The organism is Actinoallomurus sp. NPDC050550, from assembly GCF_040655075.1.
GTDB lineage: Bacteria > Actinomycetota > Actinomycetes > Streptosporangiales > Streptosporangiaceae > Actinoallomurus.
Genome location: NZ_JBFAJC010000063.1, coordinates 1 through 26,722, shown reverse-complemented (window position 1 = coordinate 26,722; position 26,722 = coordinate 1). Strand labels below are relative to the sequence as shown.

At 71.5% G+C, this 26,722-nt stretch carries 25 protein-coding genes; 16 read left to right on the top strand and 9 right to left on the bottom strand.

What is annotated here, in order from left to right:
* Positions 1 to 488: 488 nt before the first annotated feature.
* Complete coding sequence (locus AB0I04_RS46750) at positions 489 to 731, bottom strand: hypothetical protein (RefSeq protein WP_360900341.1); 243 nt, start codon at positions 729 to 731, stop codon at positions 489 to 491.
* A gap of 495 nt (positions 732 to 1,226) precedes the next feature.
* On the opposite strand from AB0I04_RS46750, the gene AB0I04_RS46745 reads away from it, so the two are divergent.
* Positions 1,227 to 1,667, top strand: coding sequence for a hypothetical protein (locus tag AB0I04_RS46745; protein ID WP_360900338.1), 441 nt, complete (start codon positions 1,227 to 1,229; stop codon positions 1,665 to 1,667).
* Between the two features lie 71 nt (positions 1,668 to 1,738).
* Here the strand turns inward: AB0I04_RS46745 and AB0I04_RS46740 are convergent, their stop codons facing one another.
* The 4 genes from AB0I04_RS46740 to AB0I04_RS46725 all read right to left on the bottom strand — a co-directional run bounded on the left by AB0I04_RS46740 (position 1,739) and on the right by AB0I04_RS46725 (position 7,920).
* Entirely contained in the window at positions 1,739 to 3,118 is a 1,380-nt protein-coding gene (locus AB0I04_RS46740; RefSeq protein ID WP_360900335.1) for an alanine racemase, read from the bottom strand.
* A gap of 271 nt (positions 3,119 to 3,389) precedes the next feature.
* Positions 3,390 to 5,234, bottom strand: a complete 1,845-nt coding sequence (locus AB0I04_RS46735) for an IucA/IucC family protein (protein WP_360900332.1) — start codon at positions 5,232 to 5,234, stop codon at positions 3,390 to 3,392.
* The gene (locus AB0I04_RS46730; protein ID WP_360900329.1) at positions 5,231 to 6,805 is read right to left on the bottom strand and encodes an IucA/IucC family protein; all 1,575 of its coding nucleotides are present in this window, start codon (positions 6,803 to 6,805) and stop codon (positions 5,231 to 5,233) included. Before AB0I04_RS46730 ends, AB0I04_RS46735 begins: the two co-directional genes overlap by 4 nt.
* Complete coding sequence (locus AB0I04_RS46725; protein WP_360900326.1) at positions 6,802 to 7,920, bottom strand: siderophore biosynthesis protein; 1,119 nt, start codon at positions 7,918 to 7,920, stop codon at positions 6,802 to 6,804. Before AB0I04_RS46725 ends, AB0I04_RS46730 begins: the two co-directional genes overlap by 4 nt.
* Before the next feature lie 173 nt (positions 7,921 to 8,093).
* Here AB0I04_RS46725 and AB0I04_RS46720 point away from each other — a divergent pair, with 173 nt between their 5' ends.
* The 10 genes from AB0I04_RS46720 to AB0I04_RS46675 all read left to right on the top strand — a co-directional run bounded on the left by AB0I04_RS46720 (position 8,094) and on the right by AB0I04_RS46675 (position 19,494).
* Entirely contained in the window at positions 8,094 to 8,873 is a 780-nt protein-coding gene (locus tag AB0I04_RS46720; RefSeq protein WP_360900323.1) for an ATP-binding cassette domain-containing protein, read from the top strand.
* The gene (locus AB0I04_RS46715; RefSeq protein ID WP_360900320.1) at positions 8,873 to 9,469 is read left to right on the top strand and encodes a metal-dependent phosphohydrolase; all 597 of its coding nucleotides are present in this window, start codon (positions 8,873 to 8,875) and stop codon (positions 9,467 to 9,469) included. The genes AB0I04_RS46720 and AB0I04_RS46715 overlap by 1 nt, the downstream gene beginning before the upstream one ends.
* Before the next feature lie 16 nt (positions 9,470 to 9,485).
* Positions 9,486 to 9,797: a DUF433 domain-containing protein gene (locus tag AB0I04_RS46710; RefSeq protein WP_360900317.1), complete on the top strand. Its 312-nt coding sequence runs from the start codon at positions 9,486 to 9,488 to the stop codon at positions 9,795 to 9,797.
* Positions 9,797 to 10,120, top strand: a complete 324-nt coding sequence (locus AB0I04_RS46705; RefSeq protein ID WP_360900314.1) for a hypothetical protein — start codon at positions 9,797 to 9,799, stop codon at positions 10,118 to 10,120. Before AB0I04_RS46710 ends, AB0I04_RS46705 begins: the two co-directional genes overlap by 1 nt.
* The gene (locus tag AB0I04_RS46700; RefSeq protein WP_360900433.1) at positions 10,059 to 10,229 is read left to right on the top strand and encodes a hypothetical protein; all 171 of its coding nucleotides are present in this window, start codon (positions 10,059 to 10,061) and stop codon (positions 10,227 to 10,229) included. The genes AB0I04_RS46705 and AB0I04_RS46700 overlap by 62 nt, the downstream gene beginning before the upstream one ends.
* 114 nt (positions 10,230 to 10,343) lie before the next feature.
* Positions 10,344 to 11,609 (top strand): tetratricopeptide repeat protein, encoded by a 1,266-nt coding sequence (locus AB0I04_RS46695; RefSeq protein ID WP_360900311.1) that lies wholly within the window; start codon positions 10,344 to 10,346, stop codon positions 11,607 to 11,609.
* A 1-nt stretch (position 11,610) separates the two neighbouring features.
* A complete protein-coding gene (locus AB0I04_RS46690; RefSeq protein ID WP_360900308.1) occupies positions 11,611 to 14,949 on the top strand; it encodes a serine/threonine-protein kinase in 3,339 nt (1,112 codons plus the stop codon).
* Positions 14,933 to 15,811: a tetratricopeptide repeat protein gene (locus AB0I04_RS46685; RefSeq protein ID WP_360900305.1), complete on the top strand. Its 879-nt coding sequence runs from the start codon at positions 14,933 to 14,935 to the stop codon at positions 15,809 to 15,811. Before AB0I04_RS46690 ends, AB0I04_RS46685 begins: the two co-directional genes overlap by 17 nt.
* A 12-nt stretch (positions 15,812 to 15,823) precedes the next feature.
* Positions 15,824 to 18,133: an ATP-dependent Clp protease ATP-binding subunit gene (locus tag AB0I04_RS46680; protein WP_360900302.1), complete on the top strand. Its 2,310-nt coding sequence runs from the start codon at positions 15,824 to 15,826 to the stop codon at positions 18,131 to 18,133.
* Positions 18,130 to 19,494: a protein kinase gene (locus AB0I04_RS46675; protein ID WP_360900299.1), complete on the top strand. Its 1,365-nt coding sequence runs from the start codon at positions 18,130 to 18,132 to the stop codon at positions 19,492 to 19,494. The genes AB0I04_RS46680 and AB0I04_RS46675 overlap by 4 nt, the downstream gene beginning before the upstream one ends.
* 71 nt (positions 19,495 to 19,565) lie before the next feature.
* Here AB0I04_RS46675 and AB0I04_RS46670 read toward each other — a convergent pair whose 3' ends face one another.
* Positions 19,566 to 19,847: a DUF4031 domain-containing protein gene (locus tag AB0I04_RS46670; protein WP_360900296.1), complete on the bottom strand. Its 282-nt coding sequence runs from the start codon at positions 19,845 to 19,847 to the stop codon at positions 19,566 to 19,568.
* 45 nt (positions 19,848 to 19,892) lie between these two features.
* Between AB0I04_RS46670 and AB0I04_RS46665 the strand changes: the two genes are divergently transcribed.
* The 3 genes from AB0I04_RS46665 to AB0I04_RS46655 are packed head-to-tail and all read left to right on the top strand — an operon-like array spanning position 19,893 to position 23,420.
* Positions 19,893 to 21,272 (top strand): dipeptidase, encoded by a 1,380-nt coding sequence (locus AB0I04_RS46665; protein ID WP_360900293.1) that lies wholly within the window; start codon positions 19,893 to 19,895, stop codon positions 21,270 to 21,272.
* Between the two features lie 13 nt (positions 21,273 to 21,285).
* Positions 21,286 to 22,188, top strand: a complete 903-nt coding sequence (gene nudC, locus AB0I04_RS46660; protein WP_360900290.1) for an NAD(+) diphosphatase — start codon at positions 21,286 to 21,288, stop codon at positions 22,186 to 22,188.
* A gap of 32 nt (positions 22,189 to 22,220) precedes the next feature.
* On the top strand, positions 22,221 to 23,420 hold the full coding sequence (locus tag AB0I04_RS46655; RefSeq protein WP_360900287.1) for an SGNH/GDSL hydrolase family protein: 1,200 nt from the start codon (positions 22,221 to 22,223) through the stop codon (positions 23,418 to 23,420).
* Between the two features lie 90 nt (positions 23,421 to 23,510).
* Here AB0I04_RS46655 and AB0I04_RS46650 read toward each other — a convergent pair whose 3' ends face one another.
* The 3 genes from AB0I04_RS46650 to AB0I04_RS46640 form a co-directional block, all read right to left on the bottom strand.
* Entirely contained in the window at positions 23,511 to 23,792 is a 282-nt protein-coding gene (locus AB0I04_RS46650; protein ID WP_360900284.1) for a GYD domain-containing protein, read from the bottom strand.
* Positions 23,793 to 23,939: 147 nt separating this feature from the next.
* The gene (locus AB0I04_RS46645; protein WP_360900281.1) at positions 23,940 to 24,308 is read right to left on the bottom strand and encodes an N-acetyltransferase; all 369 of its coding nucleotides are present in this window, start codon (positions 24,306 to 24,308) and stop codon (positions 23,940 to 23,942) included.
* A 60-nt stretch (positions 24,309 to 24,368) separates the two neighbouring features.
* Positions 24,369 to 24,743, bottom strand: a complete 375-nt coding sequence (locus AB0I04_RS46640) for a nuclear transport factor 2 family protein (RefSeq protein ID WP_360900278.1) — start codon at positions 24,741 to 24,743, stop codon at positions 24,369 to 24,371.
* Between the two features lie 70 nt (positions 24,744 to 24,813).
* On the opposite strand from AB0I04_RS46640, the gene AB0I04_RS46635 reads away from it, so the two are divergent.
* Together AB0I04_RS46635 and pfkB are read left to right on the top strand one after the other, a co-directional pair.
* Positions 24,814 to 25,410 carry a TetR/AcrR family transcriptional regulator gene (locus tag AB0I04_RS46635; RefSeq protein WP_360900275.1) on the top strand — a complete coding sequence of 199 codons (597 nt, stop codon included), beginning with the start codon at positions 24,814 to 24,816 and terminating at the stop codon, positions 25,408 to 25,410.
* A 228-nt stretch (positions 25,411 to 25,638) separates the two neighbouring features.
* Entirely contained in the window at positions 25,639 to 26,589 is a 951-nt protein-coding gene (gene pfkB / locus AB0I04_RS46630) for a 1-phosphofructokinase (protein WP_360900272.1), read from the top strand.
* Positions 26,590 to 26,722 lie beyond the last annotated feature (133 nt).

Below are 26,722 nucleotides of genomic sequence, written 5' to 3'. Positions count from 1 at the left end.
GCGAAGGCTTATATAAGTCAACCCCTATATTCCCAGGTGCGAGGGGCCCGGGCTTCGGGTGCATCGGGAAGTCGTGGTGGGAGATGCTCCACGCGTACGCCCCGGCGAGATGGCCGAGCCGGTGCAGCGGGGCCCCGATCGTCCCGAAAGCGGCCGGAGTGTTGGAGTGGATCAGCGGAATCCGGTTGTAGATCGAGTCCGCGATGTCCTGGTGACCCCGGTGGCCCGGCCCGTTCCGGATGAGCGTTTCACCGAGATGGCGGGTCACATTACCGCCTACTTGATCAAGAGATTATCGGGCTATTCCTCATGCCGATCGTGGGGTATCAGAGCGCTGCCGTATCTGCGGTCACCCAAGAATTCCGATTCGTTCGGGATACGAGTAGATGTAAGGAAGTGCGTTGAAATCTCGCGGGAGTAAAGGGGCTTCAGGCTGGTTTGTCAGGGGGCGACTCTGGCTGTTTTCGGCCGCGATAGTCAGTGGCCTATCACTGCTTTATCGGCCGGCGCTGGCCAACGCCGAGCAGCCCTTCAAGGCCCCTCCTGACGGTCGGCTGGTACCCAGCGTGAAAGTCCTCAATGGCCTCGAATGTCTGCCTCACCGCCTTCACCGTCGTCACCACCATCTCTTTCACTGCCATCGCCACCTGTTCTGCCTGGACGGCTCCTGCTTCCGCGGTTTTCGAGGACCAGAAGGACCGGAAGGGGAGAAAGGAGAACAAGGAGAACAAGGCCCTATAGGGCCGCAGGGAGAACCGGGAGCTAGAGGTCTGCAGGGGGAACCGGGGGAGCTAGGTCCACAAGGAGAGCGGGGGGCGAAGGGAGATACCGGCGCGACCGGCGCCACTGGCGCGACTGGTGCGACGGGTCCCACGGGTCCGACTGGTGGTAATGGTCCGACGGGGTCCTCCGGCGCGACTGGAGCCATCGGCGCCACAGGTCCCACGGGTCCGACCGGTGGTATTGGCCCGACGGGGCCGACTGGCGCCACCGGTGCGACCGGCGCGACTGGAAGCACAGGTCCTACGGGTCCGACCGGTGGTACTGGTCCGACGGGGTCCTCCGGCGCCGCTGGCGAGCCCGGCGCGACCGGCGCCACAGGTCCTACTGGTCCCACGGGCCCCACAGGTCCGACCGGTCCAACTGGTGCTACCGGTCCTACCGGTGCGACGGCGCCGTCCGTGTGCGTCGCTACGGCGGCGGCTCAGGGCCAGACGAAGGCAGTCGTGGCCGTTCGTAACGGGAAGGTGTTCGGTCAAACGGTCAACGAGGCGACGACTCCACCTACGCCCACGCCGCTCACCGACTTCACCTCGGCTTTCGGCGCCGTGACGGTGGACTGTGCGTCGGTCGCGATCCAGGGCAACGCGAACGTGTTCGTCACCATCCGAACGAACACCAATCAGCTGCTAGAGGTCGGATGCACGCTGAACAACTTCCCGACCAGCTGTGGCGGCACGGTGACCAACCTCGGGACGATCCCCATGGCCGTTCAGGAGCAGGCGGATTTCCTCCGTCGGCTCAAGGCGAGACCGGCGGCCATTCCAGTTCCGGTCAAACCGTCGTCCACTGGACGTCGAGGTGCTCAGGGCGAGAAACACCCGACGGTCGACCAGCAGGCTGCGCGTAAGGAAGACGGGAATCATCCATATCTTCCACATCGGTAACCGTCTCGTCTTTGGCCTGGATTCCGCATGCAGGCCAAAGACGCGCGGCGGCCGTCAGGCCGTGTTCAGGGTCAGCGGCAGGTCTCGTCGTCGACGTACTCGAAGGCCGGTTTCGGGTGCATCAGGAAGTCATGGTGGGAGATGTTCCACGCGTATGCGCCGGCGAGGGCGAAGGCCACGACGTCGCCGAGGGCGATCCGATCCACCGGGACCTGCCGGGCGAACACGTCCTTCGGCGTGCACAGCTGCCCGACCAGCGTCACCGCGCCGGTCGCGACCGGCCCACAGCTTGCGATCGGCCTGTCGCCCGTGAGTCGCCCGCCGCTCGGGTCCGGCCCGCCGTGCGTGACCGGCCCGCCGTGCGTGACCGGCCCGCCGTGCGTGACCGGCCCGCCGCTCGGGTCCGGCCCGTCGCCCGCGTCCGGCCTACCGAGCGCGACCGGCCCACCAGCCGCCGCCGGTTCGCCGTTTACGACCGGCTCACCGCCCGCGTCCGGCCCGCCGCCCGCGAGCCGCCCACCGCCCGTGACCTGCCCGCCGTCCGCGGGCAGTACCGCGAACGGCTGGTCGTGGCCTTTCGTCACCGGGGTGCGCAGGTGATGCGTGCCGCCGCGCAGCACCGCGTACCACTCGCCGTGCGACCGTTTCACGTCGAGCACGTCCGTGACGTACCACCCGCAATACGCGGTCAGCGCGCGGCCCGGTTCGATCCGCAGCGTCTCCTCGGGGCGTCGCAGTGCCGCCAGGCCCGCGCCGTATTCCGCCCAGTCGAAGCGGGCGCCGGGGTTCCGGTAGTCAACGGCCATGCCGCCGCCCAGGTTGACCTCCTTGGGACCGTCCATCCAGGTCCGGGCCCAGCCGAGGATCTGGGCGGCGACCTCCAGCAGCGGCCCGGCCTCCAGCCCGGACGCCAGGTGCGCGTGCAGGCCGCGCAGGCGCAGCCAGGGCGCGTGCTCCAGGATGTCCAGGCAGGCGCCGAGCGCTTCGGGTTCCATGCCGAACGGGCCGCTCATCCGCAGGGCGGCCCCGCTGATCGCGACCGGCAGGTTGACGCGCAGCAGCACGTCCGTCTCCGCGCGCAGGGCGGCGAGGCGCCCCAGCTCGTGCGGGCTCTCGACATGGAGCCGGTCGACGCCCGCGTCGGTCGCGGACACGAGCTCCTCGTCCGTCTTGCCCGGGCCGCCGAACGCCAGGCGCGCGCCGGGCAGGGCCGCCCGCACGTGGGCGAGTTCGCCGCCGGAGGAGACCTCGACGCCGTCCATGTACGGGGCGAGCGCGGTGAGGATGCGCGCGTCGGGGTTGGCCTTCGCCGCGTAGAAGATCTCGACCGGGATCGCCGCGCGCACCGACGCCGCGTGGGCCCGCAGCGCCCCCAGGTCGTACACGTAGGCGGGCAGCCCCGCCGACAGGGCACGCCCGCCGACCGCCTCCGGCAGCGGCAGGCCGGTCATCGCCGGCTCCTCGGCGGGCGGGCCCAGCGACGGTCGTGCCGGTTGCCCGGTTCCGCAATGGTCATGTCGGCTCCTCGGCGAGCGGGCTCGGCGACGGTCGTGCCGGTTGCTTGGGGGCGGCGACGGTCGTGCCGGTTGCTTGGGGGCGGCGACGGTCGTGCCGGTTGCTTGGGGGCGGTGATGGGCGTGCCGGTGGCTTGGGGTCGGTGAGGGCCGTGCCGGTTCTTCGGGCCCGGTGACGGTCAGGTCGGTTCCTCGCGGTCGGTGACGGTCATGTCGGGATCTCGGCGAGCGGGTTGGGTACGGAGACGTAGGTCGCCTGCCGGTCGGGGTCGCGGGCCCACCGGGTGCGCAGGTTGGCCTTTGCCGGCAGCGGAACACCGGCCAGGAGCGCCCGCAGGCGGGCCGCGCCGTCCGTTCCCGGCGGTGTTTCGTCGGCGCAGCGGGCGACGTGCCGCCGTACCACCCGCCACAGCGCGGGTTCCAGCGACGGGGACAGGTCCGCGAGGGCGGCCGCGACCTCGGCCAGGTGGTTGACGAACAGGCAGTACACGACGCGGTTCCAGCCGTGTTCGGCATCGTACGTCAGGGCGCGGGCGACGGGGCCGGGCAGGCCGGCGAGGAACGCCGCCCACGGCTCGGGCACGAGCTTGGTGCCCTCCAGATCGCGGAAGACCGCCCGGATCGGCATGCCGTCGCCGTCGACCGCGACGAGGACGTTCTGCAGGTGGGGTTCGAGGACGACGCCGTGCCTCAGGTAGGCGTGCAGGACCGGGGGCGCCACGTGCCGTACGTAGGAGTCCCACCAGGCCAGCAGCCGGTCGGGCGACACGTCGTCCCCGAGGAGCGTCGCGACGGCAGCAGGGCTGTCGCCGTCGGGGTCGGCGATGGCGGCGGCCAGCAGCGGGGTGCCGGGCAGGCCGCGCACGCCCTCCCGGACGATGACGCCGAGCCCTTCCCGTAGGCGGGTGCCGCCGACGGACACCGTCCGGTAGCCGGGTTCGGTGAGCAGTTCGCAGGCGAGTCCGTCGAACACCGGCCGCAGCGCCCGCGTCAGCGCCACCGCACCGGACAGCTCGTACCAGGCGTTCTTGCGCACGCAGTTGGTGATGCGCACGTCGAGGCTGAACTTCAGGAACGCGTCCGGGACGTACACGGTCCGTACGGACGAGGTCGGCACCGCCTCCGGGCCGTACGGCCCGAGGTCGACGATCGCGTCGGACTCCGGCCGGAGCAGCGCGAGCTGCCAGGGGTGCGCCGGGAGGACGCGGTAGCCGGCGCGGACGGGCGGGCCCAGCCGGTCCAGGAGGGAGACGTCGCCCTCCTCGGCGACGGTGTCCTCCCGTACGGCGAGCCAGTGCAGCGGGAACCGGGCTCCGGTCTCGGGGGCGTACGCCGGCCAGTCGGCGCCCTGCCGCGACTTGGGGGAGGGATGGAAGCGGTGCCCGGCCATCAGAGACTGCTCCGACCGCAGGAAGGGGTCGGCGTCGCCCGGTCTCCGCTGCCGGGCGATTAGCTCCATGGCGTCGTGGCTGGCCGCCACCTGCGCGGCGAACTCCGGGTTCGCCGTCCCCGTCGTGAGCTCCAGCTCCCCGGCGATCAGGTCGGTGAGCCGCCGCCAGTCCACGGGCACCCAGCCGTCGCGCCGCTCCTCGATCGGGCCGGCCAGGCGGGGGCTCATCAGCGGGGGCCGGCGCAGGCGGGCGCGCAGGGTGACGCCGACGCGGGGCAGCCGGGCGGTGAGGTGCGCCTCGCCGACCCCGACCTGGTGCTCGGGCGCGCACAGCTCACGGACCGCGCAGTTGAGCAGGGCGAGGGCGGTGGCTTCGTTCGCGTTGATCCGTCGGGTCGCCGGATCGGAAGGGTCGGGGGTGGTGGCTTCGTTCGTGTCGATCCGTCGGGTCGCCGGGCCGGAAGGGTCGGGGGTGGTGGCTTCGTTCGTGTCGATCCGTCGGGCCGCCGGGCCGGAAGGGTCGGGGGTGGTGGCTTCGTTCGCGTCGTTCCGTCGGGTCGCCGGATCGGAAGAGTCGGAAGCGGTGGTCTCGTCCGCGTCGGCCTGCCGGGTCGCCGGGTCGGGCGAGCGGGGAGAGGCGGGGAGCGGGGCGAGCGATGTCACGTGGCGGACCTTTTCGCGTTGAGGTAGTTCGGCCCGGGCGGGCCGTAGTGCTTGTTGATGTCCTGGGCACCGGTGCGGTCCTTGCCGACGAGGGTCCCGGCGGTGATCATCGCCTTGACGGGCAGCCGGTCCGCGTCGAGCGTGCGCGCCCGCAGGAAGCCGGTGTCGTCGTACGCGTCGAGCGCCGCGCCGAGCCGCTCGCGGACGAGACCGAGGCCCGTGTCCAGGTCGAGGAGGCCGCGCTCGGCGAGGCCGAAGGCGAGCGCACCGGCGCACAGGTGCACGGTGATCGTGACGAAGACGCGGGCCAGGGCCTCCGGATCGGAGGTGAGCAGGCGCGGGTCGGCGAACTCCTCCGGGCCCGGGGCATGGCCCAGCGCGCGAGCGAGCCGGCCCAGGTCGATGAGCGCCCCGTCGTTGTCCTTGATGATCAGGTGCGGCGGGTCGCCGGGCACGATCGAGACGTTCTGCTGGTGGGCCTCCAGCGCGATGCCGTACCGCGTGGCGAGGAGAACGTTCCAGTCGAACAGCACGCCCAGGTACGCCCCGAAGAACCCGGCGACGTCGCCGGTCAGCTCCTCGATGACGTACGGGCCCTCCGGCGTCCGGGCGAGCAGCGCCGCGACCGGGACACCGTCGGCGGGCAGCCGCCGCACCAGGTATCCGCGCAGCGGGTCGTCGTCCGCGTGGCCGTACGTCTGCTCGTCGGCGAGCAGGATCGGAGCCTTCTCCCGCTCGGCAACGGCGCGCAGCACCCGCTCGACGAGCGCGCCGTCGGAGAGCGTGCCCGGCATGATCACCCGCCGGTTGCGCAGCCCGAGCGTGCTGATCGGCAGCGGGAGCTTCAGGTGCTCGTGGGCGTCCACCGCCACCGTGCGCATCGACAGCGTCGGGCGGACCGTGACGGCCGGCCCCGGCACGGTCGGGACCAGGCGGGCGGTCAGCGGATGGACGGGGAACACGTCGTGTCCCGCGGGCAGCCCCAGGTCGCCGGCGTCGGGCCACCACGCGGGCCGGTCGCCGTGCCGTTCCGAGCGGGCCACGGCGGTCCACGAGAGCCGGAACGACGGCCCGAACTCCGGCGCGTAGGCCAGCAGGTCGCGCTCGTCCAGGCCGAGACGGCACCGGGCGGTCGGATAGACCGGGTGATCGAGGGCCGCGGCGAGCGCGTCGTACCGGGTGATCCCGGCCGGGCGCGTGCGTACCGCCTCGTGCAGGCGCAGGGCCCGCAGCGTCTCCCGGCACTCGCGCTCGAACGCCGCGACGTCGTCGCGCGGATCGGCCAGCGCGCGTACGACGCCGAGCACCTCCTCCAGCCCGACGGCGTCGTCCACGACGCGCTCCGCGAGGAACCCGGGATACCGCCCCCACCGGCCCGGATCCCCCGGCGCCGCCGCGCGCAGCGCGACGGACCGGCCGCCGGGCAGAGTCAGCCGGTCGCCGTCGGCACGGCGGGCCATCCCGCCGTAGTCCTCGCGCAGCAGGGCGTCCAGCACTCGTGCCGCGAGATGGCCCTCCTCGGGAGAACGTCCCGCTGCGACGACACGGCTCGGCGCGGACGGGTGGCTCATGCGTCGATCTCCCAGCGATGCCGCGCGCGGAACCGCCGGATCGCGGCGTCGACACGGGCGGCGTCCGGGCCGACGGCGCGGATCGTACCGAGATAGTCCCGGTTGGTGCGGCTCCGCGCGATGACATCACCGGCCGCGTGGACCGGCCAGTAGGCCACCCGCACGCCGTCCTCCTCGAAGTCCTGCCGTTCGGGCGCCGCGGTGAGCGTGCCGGACCGGTCCGCGATCACGGAGTCGACCGCCGCGTGCCCGGTGGCGGCCGGCGGCTCGGGCGTCGGTTCGCCCAGGTGGGCACGGAGCACCCATTCGAAGACCGGCACGCCGAGCAGCTCGCCGAGCAGGAAGTCGCAGTGGTCGCCGATGATCCGGTAGTTCACCTCGACGATCCGCGCCCGGCCCTCCTGAGCGACGTACTCGGTGTGGCAGGCGCCGAAGCCGATCCCGAGTCGATGGAGCGCGTCCAGGACCTGGCCGGCGTACGGCGGCGGCGCCCACTCGAGGCGTTCCTCGATGAAGTGCGGCGGCGGCGACAGGGTCGTACGGAACCCGCCGAGGACCCTGCCGTTCAGCGTCTCCAGGGTGTGCAGGTCCCCCGGGAGGTACTCCTCGGCGACGAGTGCGCCCGGCCGCCGGTCCCAGATCTCGCGGCAGCGTACGGCGAGCTCGGCCGCGTCCCGGACGAGGAAGACGTCCTCGCTGGCGACACCCTCGCGCGGCTTGACCACCAGCGGGTACGGGGCGTCGGCGAGGGCGGGGGACTCCTGGCCGGGCAGGAGCTCGACGGCGAAGACGCCGCCCAGCGCGCGGCGCATGAGCGCCTTGTTCTTGGTGCGGAGCGCGGCACGCCAGTCCTTGCCCGGCAGCCCGAAGTACTCGGCGGCCAAGGCGGTGGGCGCCTGCAGGTGGTCGCTGTTGGAGAAGATCGCGGCCGGGGCCTCGCGCCGGGAGATGGCGTCGATGACGGCCCGGAAGTCGGTGACGTCGCACCGCACCGTCTCCTCCGGCCAGGGCCGGTCCGTGAGCAGGGTGACGTCGAGGCCGAGCGAGGCCGCCGCGGGCAGGAAGCCGTGAGTGACGGAGTCGGTCCGCTTGCCCGCCACGATGTAGAGCCGCACGAGTCTCCCGAACGGTGAGGTTAGGCTTACCTAAGTCGATCGAGTGACCATAGTGGCGCGGCCGGCCGCCGGGCGCAACAAGCCGCCCCCGCGCGTGTCGGCCTCCGGCGCAACGGCCGTCGGTCGTCCCCTCGCCAGGCGGGTCGCTTCGGGGTGCCGTACGCTCGCTCTCGATGACTCCTGTGCTGCGTGTGGAAGACGTGCGCTTCGTCCGGGATCACCGGGCGCTGCTCGACGACGTGTCGCTCACCGTCCACGAGGGCGAGCACTGGGCCCTCCTCGGCGCCAACGGCGCGGGGAAGTCCACGCTGCTCAGCCTCGTCGGCGCCTACCAGCATCCGACGAGTGGGCAGGTGGAGATCCTCGGCCACCGGCTCGGCCGGATCGACGTCCGCGAGCTGCGCGCCTGGATCGGCCACGTCAACCCGCACCACCCGCTCCGGTCCGCGCGCACGGTCCACGAGGTCGTCCTGACCGGCGCGACCGGTTCCATCGAGCTCGTGCCGCACTGGAAGCCCACGCCGGAGCAGTTCGACCGCGCGGACGAGCTGATCGACCTGCTCGGTCTCACCGCCCGCCGTGACGCCCGCTGGCCGACGCTCTCGCACGGTGAACGCGGGCGCACCCTGATCGCTCGGGCCCTCATGCCCCAGCCGAGCCTGCTCCTCCTCGACGAACCGGCCACCGGCCTCGACGTCGCCGCCCGCGAGCAGCTCCTGACCTCCATCGACCAGCTCCGCCGCGCGCAGCCGTCGCTGACCAGCGTCCTCGTCACCCACCACCTCGAGGAACTGCCCGCCAGCACCACCCATGCGATCCTCCTGCGGCAGGGGCGGGTGTTGGCCTCCGGACCCGCCGACGACGTGCTGACCACCGACCGGATCAGCGCGTGCTTCGACCACCCGATCACCATCGACAGGTCCGGCGGACGCTGGACCGCGAGGGCGGTGTGATGAACCTGCTCACCCGGTGGCTCGGCCCCGAGGTCCTCGGCGCGGACCTGATCCGTCGTTACGGGGAGCCGCACCGCCGCTACCACACCGCCGAGCACCTCACTGAGGTCCTCGACCGGATCGACGAGCTGGCCGGCGAGGCCGGCGATGCCGACGTCGTACGCCTCGCGGCGTGGTTCCACGACGCCGTCTACCAGCCCCTGCACGCCGACAACGAGGAGCGCAGCGCCGTACTCGCCGAGCGCATGCTCGCCGACACCGACCTGCCGGCCGAGACAGTGGCCGAGGTCGCCCGGCTGGTCCGGATGACCGCGGCGCACGATCCCGAGCCCGGGGACCGCAACGGCGCCGTCCTGAACGACGCCGACCTGGCGATCCTGGCCGCAGACCCGGAGCGCTACGCCGCGTACGCCGCGGCCGTGCGCGAGGAGTACGCCGCCATCCCAGACGAGGCGTTCCGGCAGGGCCGCGCCGACGTGCTGCGCGCCCTGCTCGACGCGCCCGCGCTGTTCCGTACGGCGCCGGGCCGCGAGCGCTGGGAGGCCGCCGCCCGCCACAACCTCAAAACCGAACTCATGCTGCTGGCGGCTCGCTAACTCTCAGAAGGACACGATGACCGACACCTCCTGGTTGGGGCCGTCCATCGACGTCCGGCCCGTGCTCGCCGAGCAGCAGGTCGCGTTCATCGACCACCTTCTATATCCCAAGCAGCACGTCAGCATCGATCCCGAGACCCAGGGCGGACAGCCGGTCATCACCGGTACCCGGGTCCCTTTCGACGTCGTCGCAGAACTCATGGAAGACGGCATCCCCCCAGAGAAAATCTCCGACTACTACCCTGGCGTCACCGCGGACGCCGCTCGTGACGCGGCATCCTTCGCGCTCTACGTTGACAGCTACGGCACGGGATCGCGTTCTGCGTGATGTGGATCCTCATCGACGAGAACGTCCCCGTACAGATGCTGGAAACGCTTACGTGGACACTTCCCGGGCACAAGATACGGCACGCCAGCGAGATCAAGTGGGCGGGAAAGAAGGATCTCGCGCTTCTCCCCGATGCGGCAAAGAAGGGCTTTTGCGCCTTCCTTACCAGGGACGCGCGTCAATTGGAGGATCCGTCGGAGACCGATGCCATCAAGAAGTCGGGGATGCATCACATCCGGTTTCAGTCAGGGACAGAGAGGTATGGCAGGGCTGGGCCTGGCAATGGGGGCTGTGGTCGCCGCCATGCCGCTGATAGTCGGTGAACTCGACGAGGCGGACAGTCAGCGCCTGGTCCACATCAAGGGTCTGAACCCGGGAAGCAAGCACCGATACGACCTGGTCGACCCGTGCCGGTCACACCCACGGTACTGACCACGATAACGGCGATTGACCGGCGTCGCGCCGGCCTGCTCGACGCGCCCACGCTGTTCCGAGCGGCGCCTGGGGTCGCCTATAAAGACATCTTCGTCTGTTAGGTTGTGGCTCGTGACACCTGAGGAGATGCTGCGCCTGGGGATCGAACGCAACAAGCAGGGCGATCTCTCCGAGGCGGAGAGGCTTTTCGGCGCAGCCGCCGAGGCGGGGAACGTCGAGGCGATGAACTGGTACGGCGTCCTGCTGGGCAAGCGGGATGACTCCGCGGGAGCCGAGGAGTGGTATCGCAAGGCCGCCGCCACGGGGGACGTCCTCGGCGCCTACAACGTCGCCTACACCTTGGGGCAGCGCGGGGACCATGCCGAGGCCGAGGAGTGGTATCGCAAGGCCGCCGATGGTGGCGACGAGGACGCGGTGTGGGGACTGGCCCGCACGCTGTCGGACCTGGGCAGGCCGAACGAGGCCGAGGGCCTCTACCACAGGGCGGCCAGGAGCGGGAACGTGCTCGCGATGAACCGCTACGGACGCTCGATGGAACGTCAGGGAGACGCGGAGAGGGCCGAGCACTGGTATCGCAAGGCGGCCGACGAAGGGAACGTCGACGCCATGTTCAACCTCGGGCTCCTGCTGCGGAAGGGAGGGGACGCGGCTAAGGCGGCGCAGTGGTTCCAGAAGGCCGCCGACACGGGCGACGAGCAGGCGCGAACCGAGCTCGCCCGCACGCGGGAGGCTCTGGAGCAGCGTTCTGCCCCGTCCGCTCCCGCCGGGTCCGCCCCCGTCATCACCTTCGACACGTCCGGGTTCGAGTCGCACGAGGAAGGCCGATGGTTCGACCCGAAAACGCGTGACGCCGTCGTGCTGAACGTCCGGGATGCGCTGCCACCCACCCCGGTCTGGCTTGAGGACCTGGATACGCTCCGCCGTGAACTGGCGCGCGCGCACGCCGCGACGGGGGACGGGCGGGGAAGCCGATCGCCGCGGCTGGTGGAGGCGGACGTCGTCTCCCTGGACGGGGTACGAACCCTGTACTCGCTCGTCGCCGAGCCCCTGCCTTCCTCTCCCACCGGACGGCTCTTCCGAGCGTCGTTCGTGCTGGCCAAGGCGTCTCGTACGGTGATCCTGCGGGGGCAGTTCGAGGAGTGGGACATCAGTGGCATACGTGAGACGACGGTGCTGATCCGGCGTGGCATCGCCACCGGCCGGATGCCGCATCCCTACGCCCCGGAACTCCCCTACGAGCCCAGCGACGCGTCCGAGTGGGATTCCCTGATTCCGAGCCACCCGCTGACGAAGGCGCGGGAATGGGTACGGAGCGTCATCGCGTCCGCGGTGGTCGACCGTGACTTCGCGGCGCTGGACGACTTCCGCGTCGCCTGACATGGGCGAGGTTCCGCCGGTCTGGCGAGTCGGGGACGTCATCGCGGACCAGTACGAGGTGACGCACGTCCACTCCAGCGGTGGGATGGGCCTGGTCTACCGGGTTCGGCACCTGCGATGGGACACGGACCTGGCGGTGAAGTGCCCCCGGCCCGAGATGTTCCGCTCCCCGGGAGGGCGGAACCTGTTCGTCACGGAGGCTGAGACCTGGGTGTCGCTGGGCCTGCACCCGAACGTGTGCTCCTGCCACTATGTGCGCGTGCTCGGCGGCATCCCACGAGTCTTCGCCGAATACGTCCCCGGCGGCAGCCTCCGGGACCGCATCGACGATCACAGCCTCTACACCGGTGACGATCGCCGGGCTCAGATCCGGATCCTGGACCTGGCGATCCAGACCGCATGGGGGCTGCAGCACGCACACGACCGTGGCCTGGTCCACCAGGACGTGAAGCCGGCCAACGTCCTCATCGACGATGACGGGACCGCGAAGGTCACCGACTTCGGGCTCGCCCGCGCCCGCACCGTGGCTGCGGGCACGGGCACGGGCGACGGACCGGCCCGCGCCGGTGCCAGCGTGCTCGTGTCGACAGGCGGGATGACCAGGGCGTACGCGTCGCCGGAGCAGGCCGAAGGGCTGCCGTTGAACCGGCGCACCGACGTCTACAGTTTCGCGGTCTCGGTGCTGGAGATGTTCACCGGCGGAGTGACCTGGATGATGGGGTCCGTCGCCGGTGAGGCGCTCGCCGCCTACCGGGCTGAGGGACCGGGGGAGTCAGGCCCGCCGCCGATGTGCGAGGGCGTCGCGGAGCTGCTCGAACGCTGCCTCGCGCAGCGGCCGGAGGATCGCCCCCGTTCGATGGCCGACGTCGCCACCGAGCTGCGGGCCCTCTACCGCCGGATCGCCGGTCACGACCACCCGCGCCCGGAACCACACCCCGCCGACCTGCGGGCGGGCGAGCTCAACAACCGCGCGTTGTCGCTGCTCGACCTCGGGCGGCCGGCCGAGGCCGAGGAGTCGTTCGCGGCGGCGTTGGCCGCCGACCCGCGACACCCCGAGGCCATCTACAACCTGGGCGTACTCCGATGGCGGCGCGGCGCCATCACCGACGAGGACCTCGTCGCCGACCTCGAGGCGGTCCACGCCGACACGGGTCGCTCCCGGCTGGATCTGCTCACCGAGGTTCGTCGCGAACGTGGCGAAACCCCGTCGGGTGGGCCCGAGATCCGCCGAATCCCCTGGTACGTCTACGAGCAGTGGGCGGAGTCGCGGCGGGGCGAGCGTGTTCGCCGGTCGCCGCCCGGCATTGAGATCCGTCTCACCCCTGACGGGCGACTGGCGCTGACGGCCTGCGACGGGACGGTGCGGCTGTGGGAGGTCGCGACCGGCCGATGCCTGCTGGAGCCGGCGGGGGCGACCCATGCCGTCGACATCAGCGCCGACGGTCGCTACGCGGCCGGCGTCGGCTCGGACCAGCTCGTCCGGCTCTGGGATCTGGGGAACGGCCGCGGCCTTCGGACCTTCACACCGCACTATCGCTCGGGCGGCACGGTCGTGCGGTCGCTGCGCCTGGCGCTGGACGCGGGCAGCGTCGCCGCGGGAACCAGCGACGGCACGGTCGTGGTGTGGGCCGTCGGCAACGGCCAGGCCCGGCACGTCGTCGAGGGCTATCTGAGGGGACCGGTCGAGGTGAGCTCCGACGGCGGCCTCATGCTCTTCCGCACCCAGGAGGGGATCGCCTGCGTGCCGGAGGCGGCCGCCGGCCACGACCGGCGGGTTCTGCCGGCCAACGATCAGCTGGACGTCCCGATCCACCTCGCCGCCGACCGGAGAACCGCCGCCACCGCCCACGTCGGGGAGGTTCGCGTGTGGGACGTGGAGAGCGGCGAGTGCGTCCGCGCCATCGCCTGCTCGGCGGAAAGCCTCGCGCTGAGCGACGATTCGCGGCTGCTGCTCACCGGGGGACGCGACGGCGTGGTCCGGCTGTGGGAGGTCGCGACCGGTCGGTGCCTGCGCAGCTACCGTGGCCACTCGGGCAGGGTGGCGGCCGTCGTGCTGCCGCCCGGCGGCGGCCGGGCGTTGTCGGCGGGTGAGGACGGCACGGCGCGGTGGTGGCGGCTGCCCGCCCCCTACACCGCACCGCCCCGGCTCAGTCGGCCACGCCGGCACGCCGAGCTCACCGATTCCCAGCGCAGGGTGACGGCGATGGTCGGCGAGGCCGAACGGGCCAGGGCCACAGGGCGCCTGAACGAGGCCCTCGACGTCCTGACCCGGGCGCGCGCGACACAGGGCCACGAGCGGACGCCGGAGGTTCTGGCGGCGTGGCGGGCCTTGGGGCGCGAACGCGGTGTCGTCCGCACCGCGCTGCGCGCCGGCTGGTCGCCGCGGATCGTCGCGTCCCATGACGCCGCCGTCGTCGGCCTCGCCTGCTCGGCCGACGGGACGGCGCTGGCGGTCAGACTGGGCGACCGCACCGGCCACGTCCTCGACGCCGGCACCGGCGAGAGCCACCTGATCATCGGCGATCTGCCGAACTCGTGGGGACCGGTCGAGCTGACCCCCGATGGACGGCGCCTGCTGCTGGCGAACCCGGACGGCTCCCTCGACGTGTGGTCGGTCACGACGGGCGACCGCCTCGCCTCGCTCCGGCTCACGCTCGGCGCCGGCTCGGCGCGCTTCACGGCGGATGGACGGCTGGCCCTGGTCAGGGGCGGCGACCACACCGTCCGGCTGTGGGACATGGAATCCGGCGAGTGCCTGAGATCCCTCGACGCCGACCACGACATGACCACCACGCTGTGGCTCGATCCGGATGGCCGCCTCGCCGCGACGAGCGGCTCCGACAACGCCATCCGGCTGTGGGACCTCGATGACCGGCGGTGCCTGCGGGTGTTCCGCGGGCACACGCACGCGATCCACGCGCTCCAGGCGAGCGCCGACCGGCGGTTCCTGCTCTCGACCGGCTGGTACGACGACCGGACGATCCGCGTCTGGGACACCGCGACGGGCGAGTGCGTCCGGGTGCTGGAATCCCCCGGCGGCAACGCGAGGGCGGCCCGGCCGACCGGCGACGGCCGCTTCGTCGTCTCGTGCGGGGACGATTCCGCCATCCGCGTGTGGGGGGTCACCGGTGGCCGATGCCTCCGCGCGCTCACCGGGCACACCGGGAGCGTCAACGACGTCGTGCTGGGCCCCGGCGGGAACGTCGCGTTCTCCGCCGGAGCCGACGGGACCGTCCGGGCGTGGGAGTTCGACTGGGACCTGGCCGTTCGCGGACCCTCCGGTGCCGGCCCGAAGACCGATTCCGACGGAAAGGGAGGCGGCCATGCCGTTGTTCCGTAAGCACGACGAGGCCGCGACCGACTCTGCCGCTGCCCCGGTCCCGAGCGTGCCGGGGATGGGACCGCTCATCCGGACCATCCTCGACATGACCGCGAACCCGCAGTTCGATACCGCCGCGGCGAAAGATCATCATGGGGCCGAGGCCGGCGACGCCGATGCCATGATCCGCCAGGGTGCGGGCCTCCTCGCGGAGGGGCGCACCGCCGAGGCCGTGGAGTCGTTCCGCCGCGCCGCCGACGCGGGCAGTGCGGTCGCGATGCACAACCTCGCCGTGCTCGCGGTGAAGGCGGGCGATCAGGAGGAGTCGCGGACGTGGCATCGGCAGGCCGCCGAGCGCGGCTATGCGCCCTCCATGGTCGCCGTGGCGTTCGCCGCGGTCGACAGGGACGACCTGCCTGAGGCCGAGAAGTGGCTCGGCGCCGCCGCGGATCAGGGCGATCCGACGGGCATGCTCGTGCTGGGCACGCTCCTGCTGCAGAGCGGCCGCACGGCCGAGGCCGAGCGGTGGCTTCGGCGTGCCGCCGACGCCGGCGATGCGAGCGCCATGTACAACCTCGCCCAGCTCACGGAGGCGGGCGGGCGTCTAGCGGAGGCGGAGCAGTGGTATCGCAGGGCCGCCGAGGCGGACAACCCCCAGGCGATGAACAACCTCGGCAACATCCTCTCCGACACCGGCCGCGCCGCCGACGCGCTTGAGTGGTACCGCCGTTCGGCCGAGGCCGGTGAGCCCATGGGGATGCTCAACCTCGGTGGAATGCTGGAGAACAGCGACCCTCGCCAGGCCGCCCAGTGGTACCGGCGCGCCGCAGACGCGGGTCTTTCCAGGGCCGGGGAGCGGCTGCGACGGCTCCAAGCACGCTGACCGGGCGGGCGCATGGCGAATCGGAGCACCGGTTTCCTGCTCGCGATCGAATTGGCCCGGCTGGAGGCCATGGCGGGCGGCTCGACGAAGATCGAGGCCGGGCATCTGCTGATGGGTCTGACGAAGCTGTGCCGCGCCGACATCGGCGAGGTTCTCCAGCGGCCGGGCACCGTGGCGCAACGCTCGGATCTTCGGGCCGTGGAAGAGGAGTCCCAGCGGCTGCGCCGGCGGTTCGCCACGGCCGGCGTGGACCCGGACCGGCTGCGCCGCCGGCTTCGCGCCGTCCATGTGGTGGGGCCGCGGCTGACCTCGCCCACCGACCTCCGGCTCGGCCGTACGGTGCTCCGCCGCGCGGACGATCTGGCAGGCCAGGACATCGTCGATGCCGTCGCGTTGCTGCGGGCGGTACTCGAGAACCTCACGTCCCCCAGCGAACAGGTTCTGGCCCACCTGGGCATCGACGATCCGCTCGCCGCCTTCTTCCCACGGCCTGGGCGGCGAGAGACGCCGTTCCTCGATGAGTACGGCCGGGACCTGACCGAACTGGCCCGCGCGGGCAGGCTTCCCCCATTGATCGGGCGGCGCGCGGAGCTGCGCGCCCTGGCCCGGGTGCTCGTGCGGCGGCACAAGACCAATGCGGTGTTGGTCGGCGAGGCCGGGGTGGGAAAGACCGGGATCGTCGAGGGGCTCGCACGGCGACTCGCCGCGCCCGACGCCCCCGCCGATCTGGCCGGAAGCCGAATCGTCGAACTGTCGATGACCACGCTGCTCGCCGGGGCCGGTTACCGGGGCGAGTTCGAGGAACGGGTCCAGGCGGTGCTGAGAGAGGCCGGCGAGAACCCGGAGCTGATTCTGTTCATCGACGAGCTTCACACGGTGCTCGGCGCCGGTGGCCGCGCCGCAAGTGACGCCGCCAACATTCTCAAGCCCGCGCTCGGCCGGGGCGAGATTCGCTGCATCGGTGCCACGACGCCCGGCGAGCATCGCCGTCACATCGAGAGCGACCCCGCGCTGGACCGCCGGTTCCAGGTGATCTGGGTGGAGGAACCGACACGCGCCGAGGCCGTGGAGATTCTCGCCGGGCTGCGGGAACGGCTCGCCGATCACCACGGAGTGGAGATCGCGCGGGAAGGCGTCGAGGCCGCAGTCGACCTCGCCATCCGGTTCCTCCCGGACCTACGGCTTCCGGACAAGGCCATCGATCTGCTGGATGAGGCGTGCGCGGCGGCCCGGATCCGTACTCTGAGCCCGGGAGCCCCTCCGGCTACAGAGGTAGACAGCGCCGCACTCGCCGCCGTCGTCGCCGAACGCGTCCGGCTTCCGGTGGAGCGGGTCGCGGCGAGCGAGGCGAAGCGGCTGCTCACGCTGGAGGAACGGCTGCGGCGGCGGGTGATCGGCCAGGACGAGGCGGTGGAGGTCGTCGCCGAGGCGGTCCGGACCTCCCGTGCGGGACTCGGCGATCCGCGGCGGCCGATCGGGGTGTTCCTCTTTGCGGGGCCGACCGGCACGGGCAAGACCGAGCTGGCCAAGGCGCTTGCGGCACTGCTCTTCGATGACGAGCGGCGGCTGATCCGCATCGACATGTCGGAGTACAAGGAGCGGCACGCGATTTCGCGACTGCTCGGAGCACCGCCCGGTTATCTCGGGCACGATCGGGAGGGGCAGCTCAGCGGCCCTCTCCGAAACCACCCGCACAGCGTCGTGCTCTTCGATGAGGTGGAGAAGGCCCATGAGGAGGTGCTCGACCTCTTCCTGCAGATCTTCGACGAGGGGTCGCTCACCGACGCGCGGGGCCGCCGCGTCTCGTTCACCGATGCGGTGGTCATCCTCACCTCCAACCTCGGCGCCATGCCCGTAGCGGCGCACAGAGCGATCGGGTTCGGAGCGGCGGGTGCGGAGGATCGGGCGCCTGCAACGGGCGACGATCCCACCGAACGGGTCATGGCGGCGCTGCGCACCACCTTGCGGCCCGAGCTGCTCGGCCGCATCGGGCGGGTCGTCGTCTTCAAGCCACTGCCCCCGGCGGCGGTGCGGCGGATCGTCGACACACTCGTGGACCGCGTCCAGGAACGTCTCGCCGATCGGGCGATCACAATCGTCCTGACCGGCGAGGCCTATGAGTTCCTGCTCTGGCACGCCGACACCGCGCGGTCGGGCGCCCGGGCGTTGGAGCAAACCGTCGAGCGGCTGCTCGTCCAGCCGCTCGGCAGAGCGTTGCTGGCCGGGCGGCTCACCGACGACACGACGGTGCGGGTCGGGGCCGCAGGCGATGCCCTCACCTTCGCACCCGTCGACGGGCCGAAAGGAGCGACGCCATCATGACGCGACCCGCGACCGTGACGCTGAGGGTGGTGAAGGGACGGAAGGAAGGGACCGAGCACGTCTTCGCCGAGCGCACCACATGTGTGCTCGGACGCGCGGCCGACTGCGACCCCCGGCTGCCCGACGACGAGCACCATCGGACGGTTTCCCGGCACCACTGCCTCCTCGACATCAACCCGCCCGATGCGCGCGTCCGCGACCTCGGCAGTCTCAATGGGACCTATGTCAACGGCACGAAGATCGGCCAGCGTCAGGCGCATCAGACACCCACGGAGGGGATGGCGGAAAGCCATCCCGAACACGACCTGACCGACGGCGACGAGATCCGCATCGGCGAGACCGTTTTCCGCGTCGCGATCGACGCTCCCGCCCGGGACGGCGGAACCCGTCGGCTCGCCCGGTGCGCCCAGTGCGGCCGCAAGGTGGACGACGAGGTCGGGGAACGCGCCGGAGAATACGTGTGCGCCGCGTGTCAGTCCGACCCGTCCGCAGTGCTCCGCGTGCTGCTGGAGGTCGCGCGCAACGGTCGCACCGACCTCGCCGTCATCAGCGATTACGAGCCGCTCCGCGAGCTCGGCCGGGGTGGAATGGGCGCCGTCCATCTCGCGAGGCACCGGAGGACGGGCGAGGAGGTGGCGCTGAAGGTGATGCTGCCCAAGGTGGCGGCGAGCACGGACGCGTGTGCACGCTTCCTCCGAGAGATCGGGCTCACCCGGGCACTGCGGCATCCGAACATCGTGAGCCTGCGCGATTCCGGCTTCGCGGATGGGACGTTCTTCTTCACCCTGGAGTACTGCCCCGGTGGCGGGCTGGACGGGATGGTGCGCCGCCGGGGTGGCAGGCTGCCGGTCGAGGAGGCCGTTCCGATCTTCCTCCAGGCCCTGGACGGTCTCGCCCACGCGCACGAGCAGGGTGTCGTCCATCGTGACCTCAGCCCCTCCAACATCCTGTTGAGCGAGAACGAGGTCGGCTCACCGGTCGCCAAGGTGGCGGACTTCGGTCTCGCGAAGGCCTTCGACCAGGCAGGGTTGAGCGGCCTCACCCGCACCGGCACGGCCGCGGGCAAGCCGTGGTACATCCCGCGTCAGCAGGTGATCAACTTCCGCGCTGCCTCTCCCGCAGTGGACACCTGGGCGCTCGCCGCGTGCCTGTACCAGGTCATCAGCGGGCACTGGCCTCGGGAGTTCCCGCGCGGCAAGGATCCCTGGCGGGTCGTCCTGGAAACGCCGGCGACCCCGATCCGCCGACACGATCCTGGCATTCCGCGGGCACTCGCCGAGGTCATCGACCACGCGCTCCAGGAACGGCCCGCGATCGGCTTCCAAACCGCCGCCGAGCTGCGCGACGCCCTGAGCTCGTAACCCCAGGTGCTGCGGCTCGAGGCTCGGCGTGACACCCGGGGGAGGCCGCCGCCCGCCACGACCTCGAGACCTCATGCTGCTGGGCCGCGCCTGACCTGCGACTTCCGGAGGCGCAGCCCCGCCCCGATGAGGCGGGCCACCAGCTCCTGGGAGCCGATCGGCGTCGCGCCAAGGTCGATCGCGGCGTCGTACACCTCCGCCGGCACGTCGTAGTGATCCCGGTCGAACGCCCGGCGCGGCACGCCCAGCCGATCGGCGAACGCGTGCAGCTCGTCGTACGACGCGTCGCTGACCATGTGCGACCAGAGGCGACCACGCGCGGGCCAGAGGGGGCGATCGATGTAGACGGTCACCGGACTAGAGTGCCAGAGGACCTTTTCCCTGCGAGAAAGCTGCTCATGGACGTACGTGCTTACATCGATGCGAATGCGAGCGGGTTCTTCGACGCGCTGAAGGAGTGGCTGGCGATTCCGTCGATCTCCGGAGACCCGGAGCGGCGCGACGACGTACGGCGCTCCGCCGAGTGGCTGGCCGAGCACCTTCGCGACACCGGCTTCCCGACCGTGGAGATCTGGGAGACCGGGGGCCTGCCTACGGTGTTCGCCGAGTGGCCCGCCGAGGACGCCGGCGCGCCCACGGTCGTCGTGTACGGCCACCATGACGTGCAGCCGGTCGAGCCCCTCGCGGAGTGGGAGACCGCGCCGTTCTCCCCGGTGGAGAAGGGCGAGCAGCTGATCGGCCGGGGCGCGTCCGACGACAAGGGGCAGGTCCTCTTCCACACGCTCGGGCTGAGGGCGAACCTCGCGGCGAGTGGCCGTACCGCCCCGCCCGTCACGGTCAAGATGCTGATCGAGGGCGAGGAGGAGTCCGGCTCCCCGCACTTCGCCGACCTGCTGAAGGCGAAGAAGGACCGCCTGGCCTGCGACGCGATCGTCATCAGCGACACCACGATGTGGTCCGCGGACGTCCCGTCGATGTGCACCGGCATGCGCGGCCTCAGCGAGGTGGAGGTCTCGCTGTACGGCCCGTCGATCGACCTGCACTCCGGCTCCTTCGGCGGCGCGGTGCCGAACCCGCTGCACGCCATGACGGCGCTGCTCGCCGGCCTGCACGACGAGGGAGAGCGCGTGACCCTCGACGGCTTCTACGACGGCATCGTGGAGCTCACCGAGGAGGAGCGGGCGCTGTTCGCCAAGCTTCCGTTCGACGAGCAGGAGTGGCTCGCGACGGCGGGCGGGTCCGGCGCCGCGTACGGCGAGGAGGGCTTCACCACCCTGGAGCGCATCTGGGCCCGGCCTACCGCCGAGATCAACGGCATGTGGGGCGGCCACACCGGCCCCGGCGGCAAGACGATCGTGCCCCGCGAGGCGCACGCCAAGCTGTCCTTCCGGCTCGTCGGCGGGCAGGACCCGCGCCAGGTGCACGAGGCGTTCCGCGCGTACGTCGCCGAGCACACCCCGCCGGGCGTCCGCGCGGAGGTCCGCGTTCCGGGCCCGGGCGTGCGGCCGTGCTTCTCGCCGATCGACTCGCCCGGCGTGCTGGCGGCCAAGCGGGCGATGGAGAAGGCGTTCGCCACGGAGGTGCTGTTCACCCGCGAGGGCGGCAGCGGCCCGGAGGCCGACCTCGCCGACATCCTGGAAGCGCCGCTCGTGTTCGTCGCCGTCGGGCTGGACGACGACCGCATCCACGCGCCCAACGAGAAGGTCGAGATGCCGCTGCTGCTCAAGGGCGCGGAGGCCGCCGCGTACCTCTGGGACGAGTTCGCCACCAACCTCTGAGAGAGGGCCCGCTGTGACCGCACCGCTGGAAGCACTCGACTGGCTGGCGCTCTCCCGCAGCACGCTCGACCGCGTGGGGGAGCGCCGCCGCGACGATCCCTGGCTGGCCGCCGCATGGGCCGACCCGAGGACTCGCGTCCTGGTCGTCGAGCGCGGTACCGCGCTGGTCCGGCCGGGGCCCGCCCTGGTCCTCCTCGGCCCGGGGGAGGCCCCGGAGGGGGAGCGGTACCTGCTCGGGGCCGACGCGGACGGGGTCGCCCACTTCGCGGTGTCCGCCCCGCTGCCCGCGATCGAGGGCTCCGACCCCGCCGACCTGCGTCGCGTGGGGGCCGCGCTCAGCGACCGGGACGCCGGGCTGCTCACCCAGGCCGTCGCCCTGCAGAACTGGCACGCGACCCACACGCACTGCCCGCGCTGCGGGGCCCTTACGAGGCTCGCCTCGGCGGGCCACACCCGGATCTGCACGGTCGACGGATCCGAGCACTTCCCGCGTACGGACCCCGCCGTGATCATGCTGGTGCAGGACGGCGAACGGATCCTGCTCGCGAGCGGCACCCGGTGGCCGGCGGACCGCGTGTCGATCCTCGCCGGGTTCGTCGAGCCCGGCGAGTCGCTGGAGCAGGCGGTCGCCCGCGAGGTTCAGGAGGAGGTCGGCGTCGTCGTGCGCGACTGCCGCTACCTCGGCAGCCAGCCCTGGCCGCTGCCCCGCAGCCTGATGATCGGTTTCTTCGCGACGGCCGACCCCGGGCAGGAGATCCACATCGACGAGGACGAGATCAGCGGCGCCCGCTGGTACACCCGCGAGGAGCTGAAGGCCGCGACGGAGTCGGAGGAGATCCGTCTGCCCGGCCGGGTCTCGATCGCCCGTCAGCTCATCGAGCGCTGGTACGGCGGACGACTTCCCGGCGACTGGTGACCCACCGCTGTAGAGATCGAGGGACGGAAATCGTGAACCATCAGGACGACGCCGCGCTCGGAGACTGGATCACCACGCCCGTCACCGCGGAGCTCCTGCGCGGCGCGCTCGAGGTGGAGCGCACCGAGCACGGCGTGCTGCCACACCGGCTGCCCGCCCGGGCCCGCGCGCAGGGCGCCGACGGGCAGCTCGCCATGGCGGAGGCCCAGCCCTCCGGCGTACGGGTGGTGTTCCGCACCCGGGCCACCGTCGTCGAGCTGGACGCGCTCCGCACCAAGATGGCCTACGAGGGCGCCCCGCCACGTCCGGACGGCGTGTACGACCTGCTCGTCGACGGCCGCCTGGCGGGCCGGGCCGGTGTGACCGGCGGCAACGTCATGATGGTGGACATGGTCACCAGGTCCGCGGAGACCCGGCCCGGCCCGGTCGGCACCGTCCGGTTCACCGATCTGCCCGACCGGCTGAAGGACGTCGAGATCTGGCTGCCGTACAACGAGATCACCCAGCTGGTCGCCCTGCGCACCGACGCCCCCGTCGAGACCCTGCCGCAGGGCAGCCGCAGGGTATGGCTGCACCACGGCAGTTCGATCAGCCACGGCTCCGACGCCGAGAGCCCCACCACGACCTGGCCGGCGCTGGCCGCCTCCCTCGGCGACGCGGAGCTCATCAACCTGGGCTTCGGCGGCAGCGCCCTGCTCGACCCGTTCACCGCCCGCGCCATGCGCGATGTCTCCGCGGACCTGATCAGCGTCAAGCTCGGCATCAACCTGGTCAACACCGACCTGATGCGCCTGCGCGCGTTCACCCCGGCCGTGCACGGCTTCCTCGACACCATCCGCGAAGGCCACCCCAACACGCCTCTGCTCGTGGTCTCGCCGGTCCTCTGCCCCATCCACGAGGACACCCCCGGCCCCACCCTCCCGGACTTCAGCAGCCTCAGCGAGGGAAGGCTGCAGCTGCGGGCCGGCGGCGACCCCGCGGAGGTCGCGGCAGGCAAACTGACCCTGGGCGTCATCCGTGAGGAGCTCTCCCGCATCGTGAAGCAACGGGCGGCCGACGACCCTCACCTGCACTACCTCGACGGCCGCGAACTCTACGGCGAGGCGGACTCCGCCGAGCTGCCGCTGCCCGACCAGCTCCACCCGGACGCCGCCACGCACCACCGAATGGGCGAACGCTTCGCCGACCTGGCCTTCGGCGCAGGCGGGCCATTCGCCCCCCAGCGCACCTGAACCACACGCGTCGACCTGCCCGGCCGCACATGGCGACTCGCGCCCGGCGAGGCGCGAGCGCCGCCGCATGCGCTCCGGCCGCCGATCGGTCTAGATGAGGCCGCGCATCTCGTTCATGGAGAAGCAGCGCAACGTCTCGGTCTCGGCGAAGCCGCGACCAGCGACGAAGACCGCGAACTTGGCGGCGACCTCATCGTCGGGTGCCTCGATGAGGACGACCTGGTCGTACCGCCCCATGCTCAGGTAGGCGCCCAGGACCTTCCCGCCCGTCTCCTCGAAACTCTTGGTGACCTCGGTGACCCGGTCGGGCAGCGTCGCCACCTCACGGCGTCCCAGGTCCGTCCACTTACAGAGCAGCATGTACGTAGCCATGACGATGATCCCCCGATCAATGCCTCATCAGGTCACATTCCCGCCCCCAACGCCGTCAACCCGCTGGCGTAGCAGCAGGTCAGCGAGATCCGGAATAACGCCTGAATATCGCCAACGAGTAAGGGTCCACTGTTTCGTGGCGTACCCTCAGGCGGGAATTCCCGCGTGATGAAACAGCGCGGAACGAGGGCGGCCGCCTCGGACGGAAAGAGAGTCTGACCGGACGAGCGCAGAGCCGATGCCCCGCCCCTGGTGATCAGGCCGTACGGCCAGTGGGCTGAGCACCTGAACCTCGACCAGCCGCCGCGGAGCATCAAGCATTCTGCGGGTGAACATCACGTGCCCGGCGACCTCGCCTGCGCGTTCCGCGACGAGCGAGAATCCCTCGTTCGATTCGACAGTCGCCCGTAGCGCGCCGACCAGTTCGGCCACCGTCTTTCCGTGGTCGCCGAACGCGTGCAGATGAAGGTCACGCACGGCTTCTCGGTCGCCTGGCTGCTCTATGCGGATGGTCACGCCCCGCAGCGTAGATATGCGCTCCGCGGCATGCACGCCATTTTCTTCCTAGGACGTGGCCTATTCGGACGGGATGGTCCGCGCGGCTTGTACGGCGCGGCGCAGCCGGCCGTCGGCGGCCAGCTCGCCGAACAGGTAGATCTCGGTCCTGATGGTGCCGCCCTTGCGCAGCTCCGCGATCAGCCGGTATCGGGCGGCGACGTGGTCGCCGTCCACCAGTGCCTGCTCCACCTCGACGCGGAGACCGGCGGCCCGTTTGCGGGCCGGGCCGATGTGGTCCAGCAGCTGTTTCCGGTCCAGCGGCACACCGTCGTTGACCAGCACGTAGTCCGGCGTGTGGTAGCGGTCGAGCACGGTCGCCGGATCCTCGTCGCCCAGCCCTGCCTCCTGCGGGTAGCGGGCCAGATAGCCGGTCAGATCGGTACGGGGTGTCATCGGATCTCCCTCCGTCGGCCTTATCTTTGACACGGTGTCTACTTTAACGTCGGACGGTAGATTGGACAACGTGTCAGAGAAAACCGGTGAGCGGCGCCGACGACGACGTTCGGACGCCGAGCGCAGTGCCGCCGCCGTGCTCGACGCCGCCGTCCAGGTGCTCGGCCGGCATCCGGACGCCAAGGTGGAGCAGGTCGCAGAGGCGGCCGGTGTCACCCGCCAGACCGTGTACGCCCACTACCCGTCCCGGCCGCTGCTGGTCGCCGCGGTCGTCGACCGCATCACCGCCGAAGCCGTCGCCGCCCTCGACGCCGCCGATGCGGCCGGCGGTACCGTCACCGATGCGCTGCTGGGCTGGCTGGACGTCGCCTGGCGGCTGTTTGACCAGTACCCGCTGCTCCTGCACTCCTCGGTGACCGCCATTGGCGAGGCCGACTCCGATCGCCTGCATCTCCCGGTCGTCGAGCGACTGGAACGGCTGATCAGGAGCGGCCAGGACGCCGGCGAGTTCGACCGTGCCCTCGACCCGGCCTGGCTGGTCTCTGCGACCGTCGCGCTCGGTCACGCGGCGGGCGGCGAGGTCGCCGCGGGCCGCATGACCACCGAGCGGACGGCGGCGGCGCTCCGCCAGAGCATCCTCCGCGTGTACGGCGTCCGCGTGCGCTGATCGGCGCCGCCTCCCCGCTGCCCAACGCCGCCGCCTCCCCGCGCCCAACACTGCGGCCTCCGCGCTGCCCAACACCGCCGCTTCCGCGCAAACCGGCAGGTCGCGCGTCGTGTGTCCGATGCGCCGCCCGCTCGCCAAATCATCCCCACATAGGAAGACGTGTGCCCTGACCTCTTGACGACCCCACGCAGTTGGGCGTAAACACATGGAAACACAGACGAAACGGCGGTGAACCAACACGTGATCGTCACGCTGACGCTCAACCCGAGCCTGGACCGCACGATCGAGGTAGACCGCCTCGTCACCGGTGCGGTGATCCGTGCCACCTCCGTACGGCTCGACCCGGGCGGCAAGGGGGTCAACGTCTCCCGCGCGCTGCTCGCGAACGACGTGCCGACGGTCGCGGTCGTGACCGCGGGCGGGGCGGACGGAGACCAGCTCGTCCACCTGCTGGAAACCGACGGCATACCGCTCCGCGCGGTGCCGGTGGGCGGCCGGACCCGTTCGAACGTGACGATCGTCGAGCCCGACGGCGTCGTCACCAAACTGAACGAACCGGGCGAGCCCCTGTCCCGGGCGGAGCTGGACGCCGTCGCCGACATGGTGCTCGCCGCGACCGAAGGCGCGAGTTGGGTGGTGACGTGCGGCAGCCTGCCGCCGGACGTTCCCACCGAGATCTACGCCCGGTTGTGTGAGTTCTTCACCGCCGCCGGGGTGCGGGTCGCCGTCGACACCAGCGGCCCCGCTCTCCTCGCGGCGCTGGAGGCGAAGCCCGTTCTCGTCAAACCCAACCGTGAGGAGCTGGCCGAGGCCGTCGGGCGCCCGGTCGGCAGCCTGGGTGACGTCATCGAGGCGGCGGAGGAGCTGCGCGATCGCGGCGCCCGGACCGTGCTCGCGAGCCTCGGCGCGGACGGCGCCGTGCTCGTCGAAGAGGAAGGAGTGACGATCGGCGAGGCGCCGGTCGCCGCGCCGCGGAGCACCGTGGGCGCGGGCGACGCGCTGCTCGCCGGATTCCTTGCCGCCGGAGCTCGGGGGGCCCCGGCGCTCGCCGAAGGGCTGGCGTGGGGGGCCGCCGCCGTGTGCCTGCCCGCCAGCCGGATGCCGCGCCCCGAGGACATCCGGCGCGACATCGTCCGCATCCATACGCGTCCGGACCTCGGCCGGTCGCTCATCGCCTGATCGACGTTACGCAGATCTCGATTCATTAGGAGGCCCTCATGGCCACTGCGTACACCCCCGCCGTCACCGGAACCGGCGTCAAGGCCCATATCCAGCGCCTGGGCGGTTATCTGGCCGGGATGGTGATGCCCAA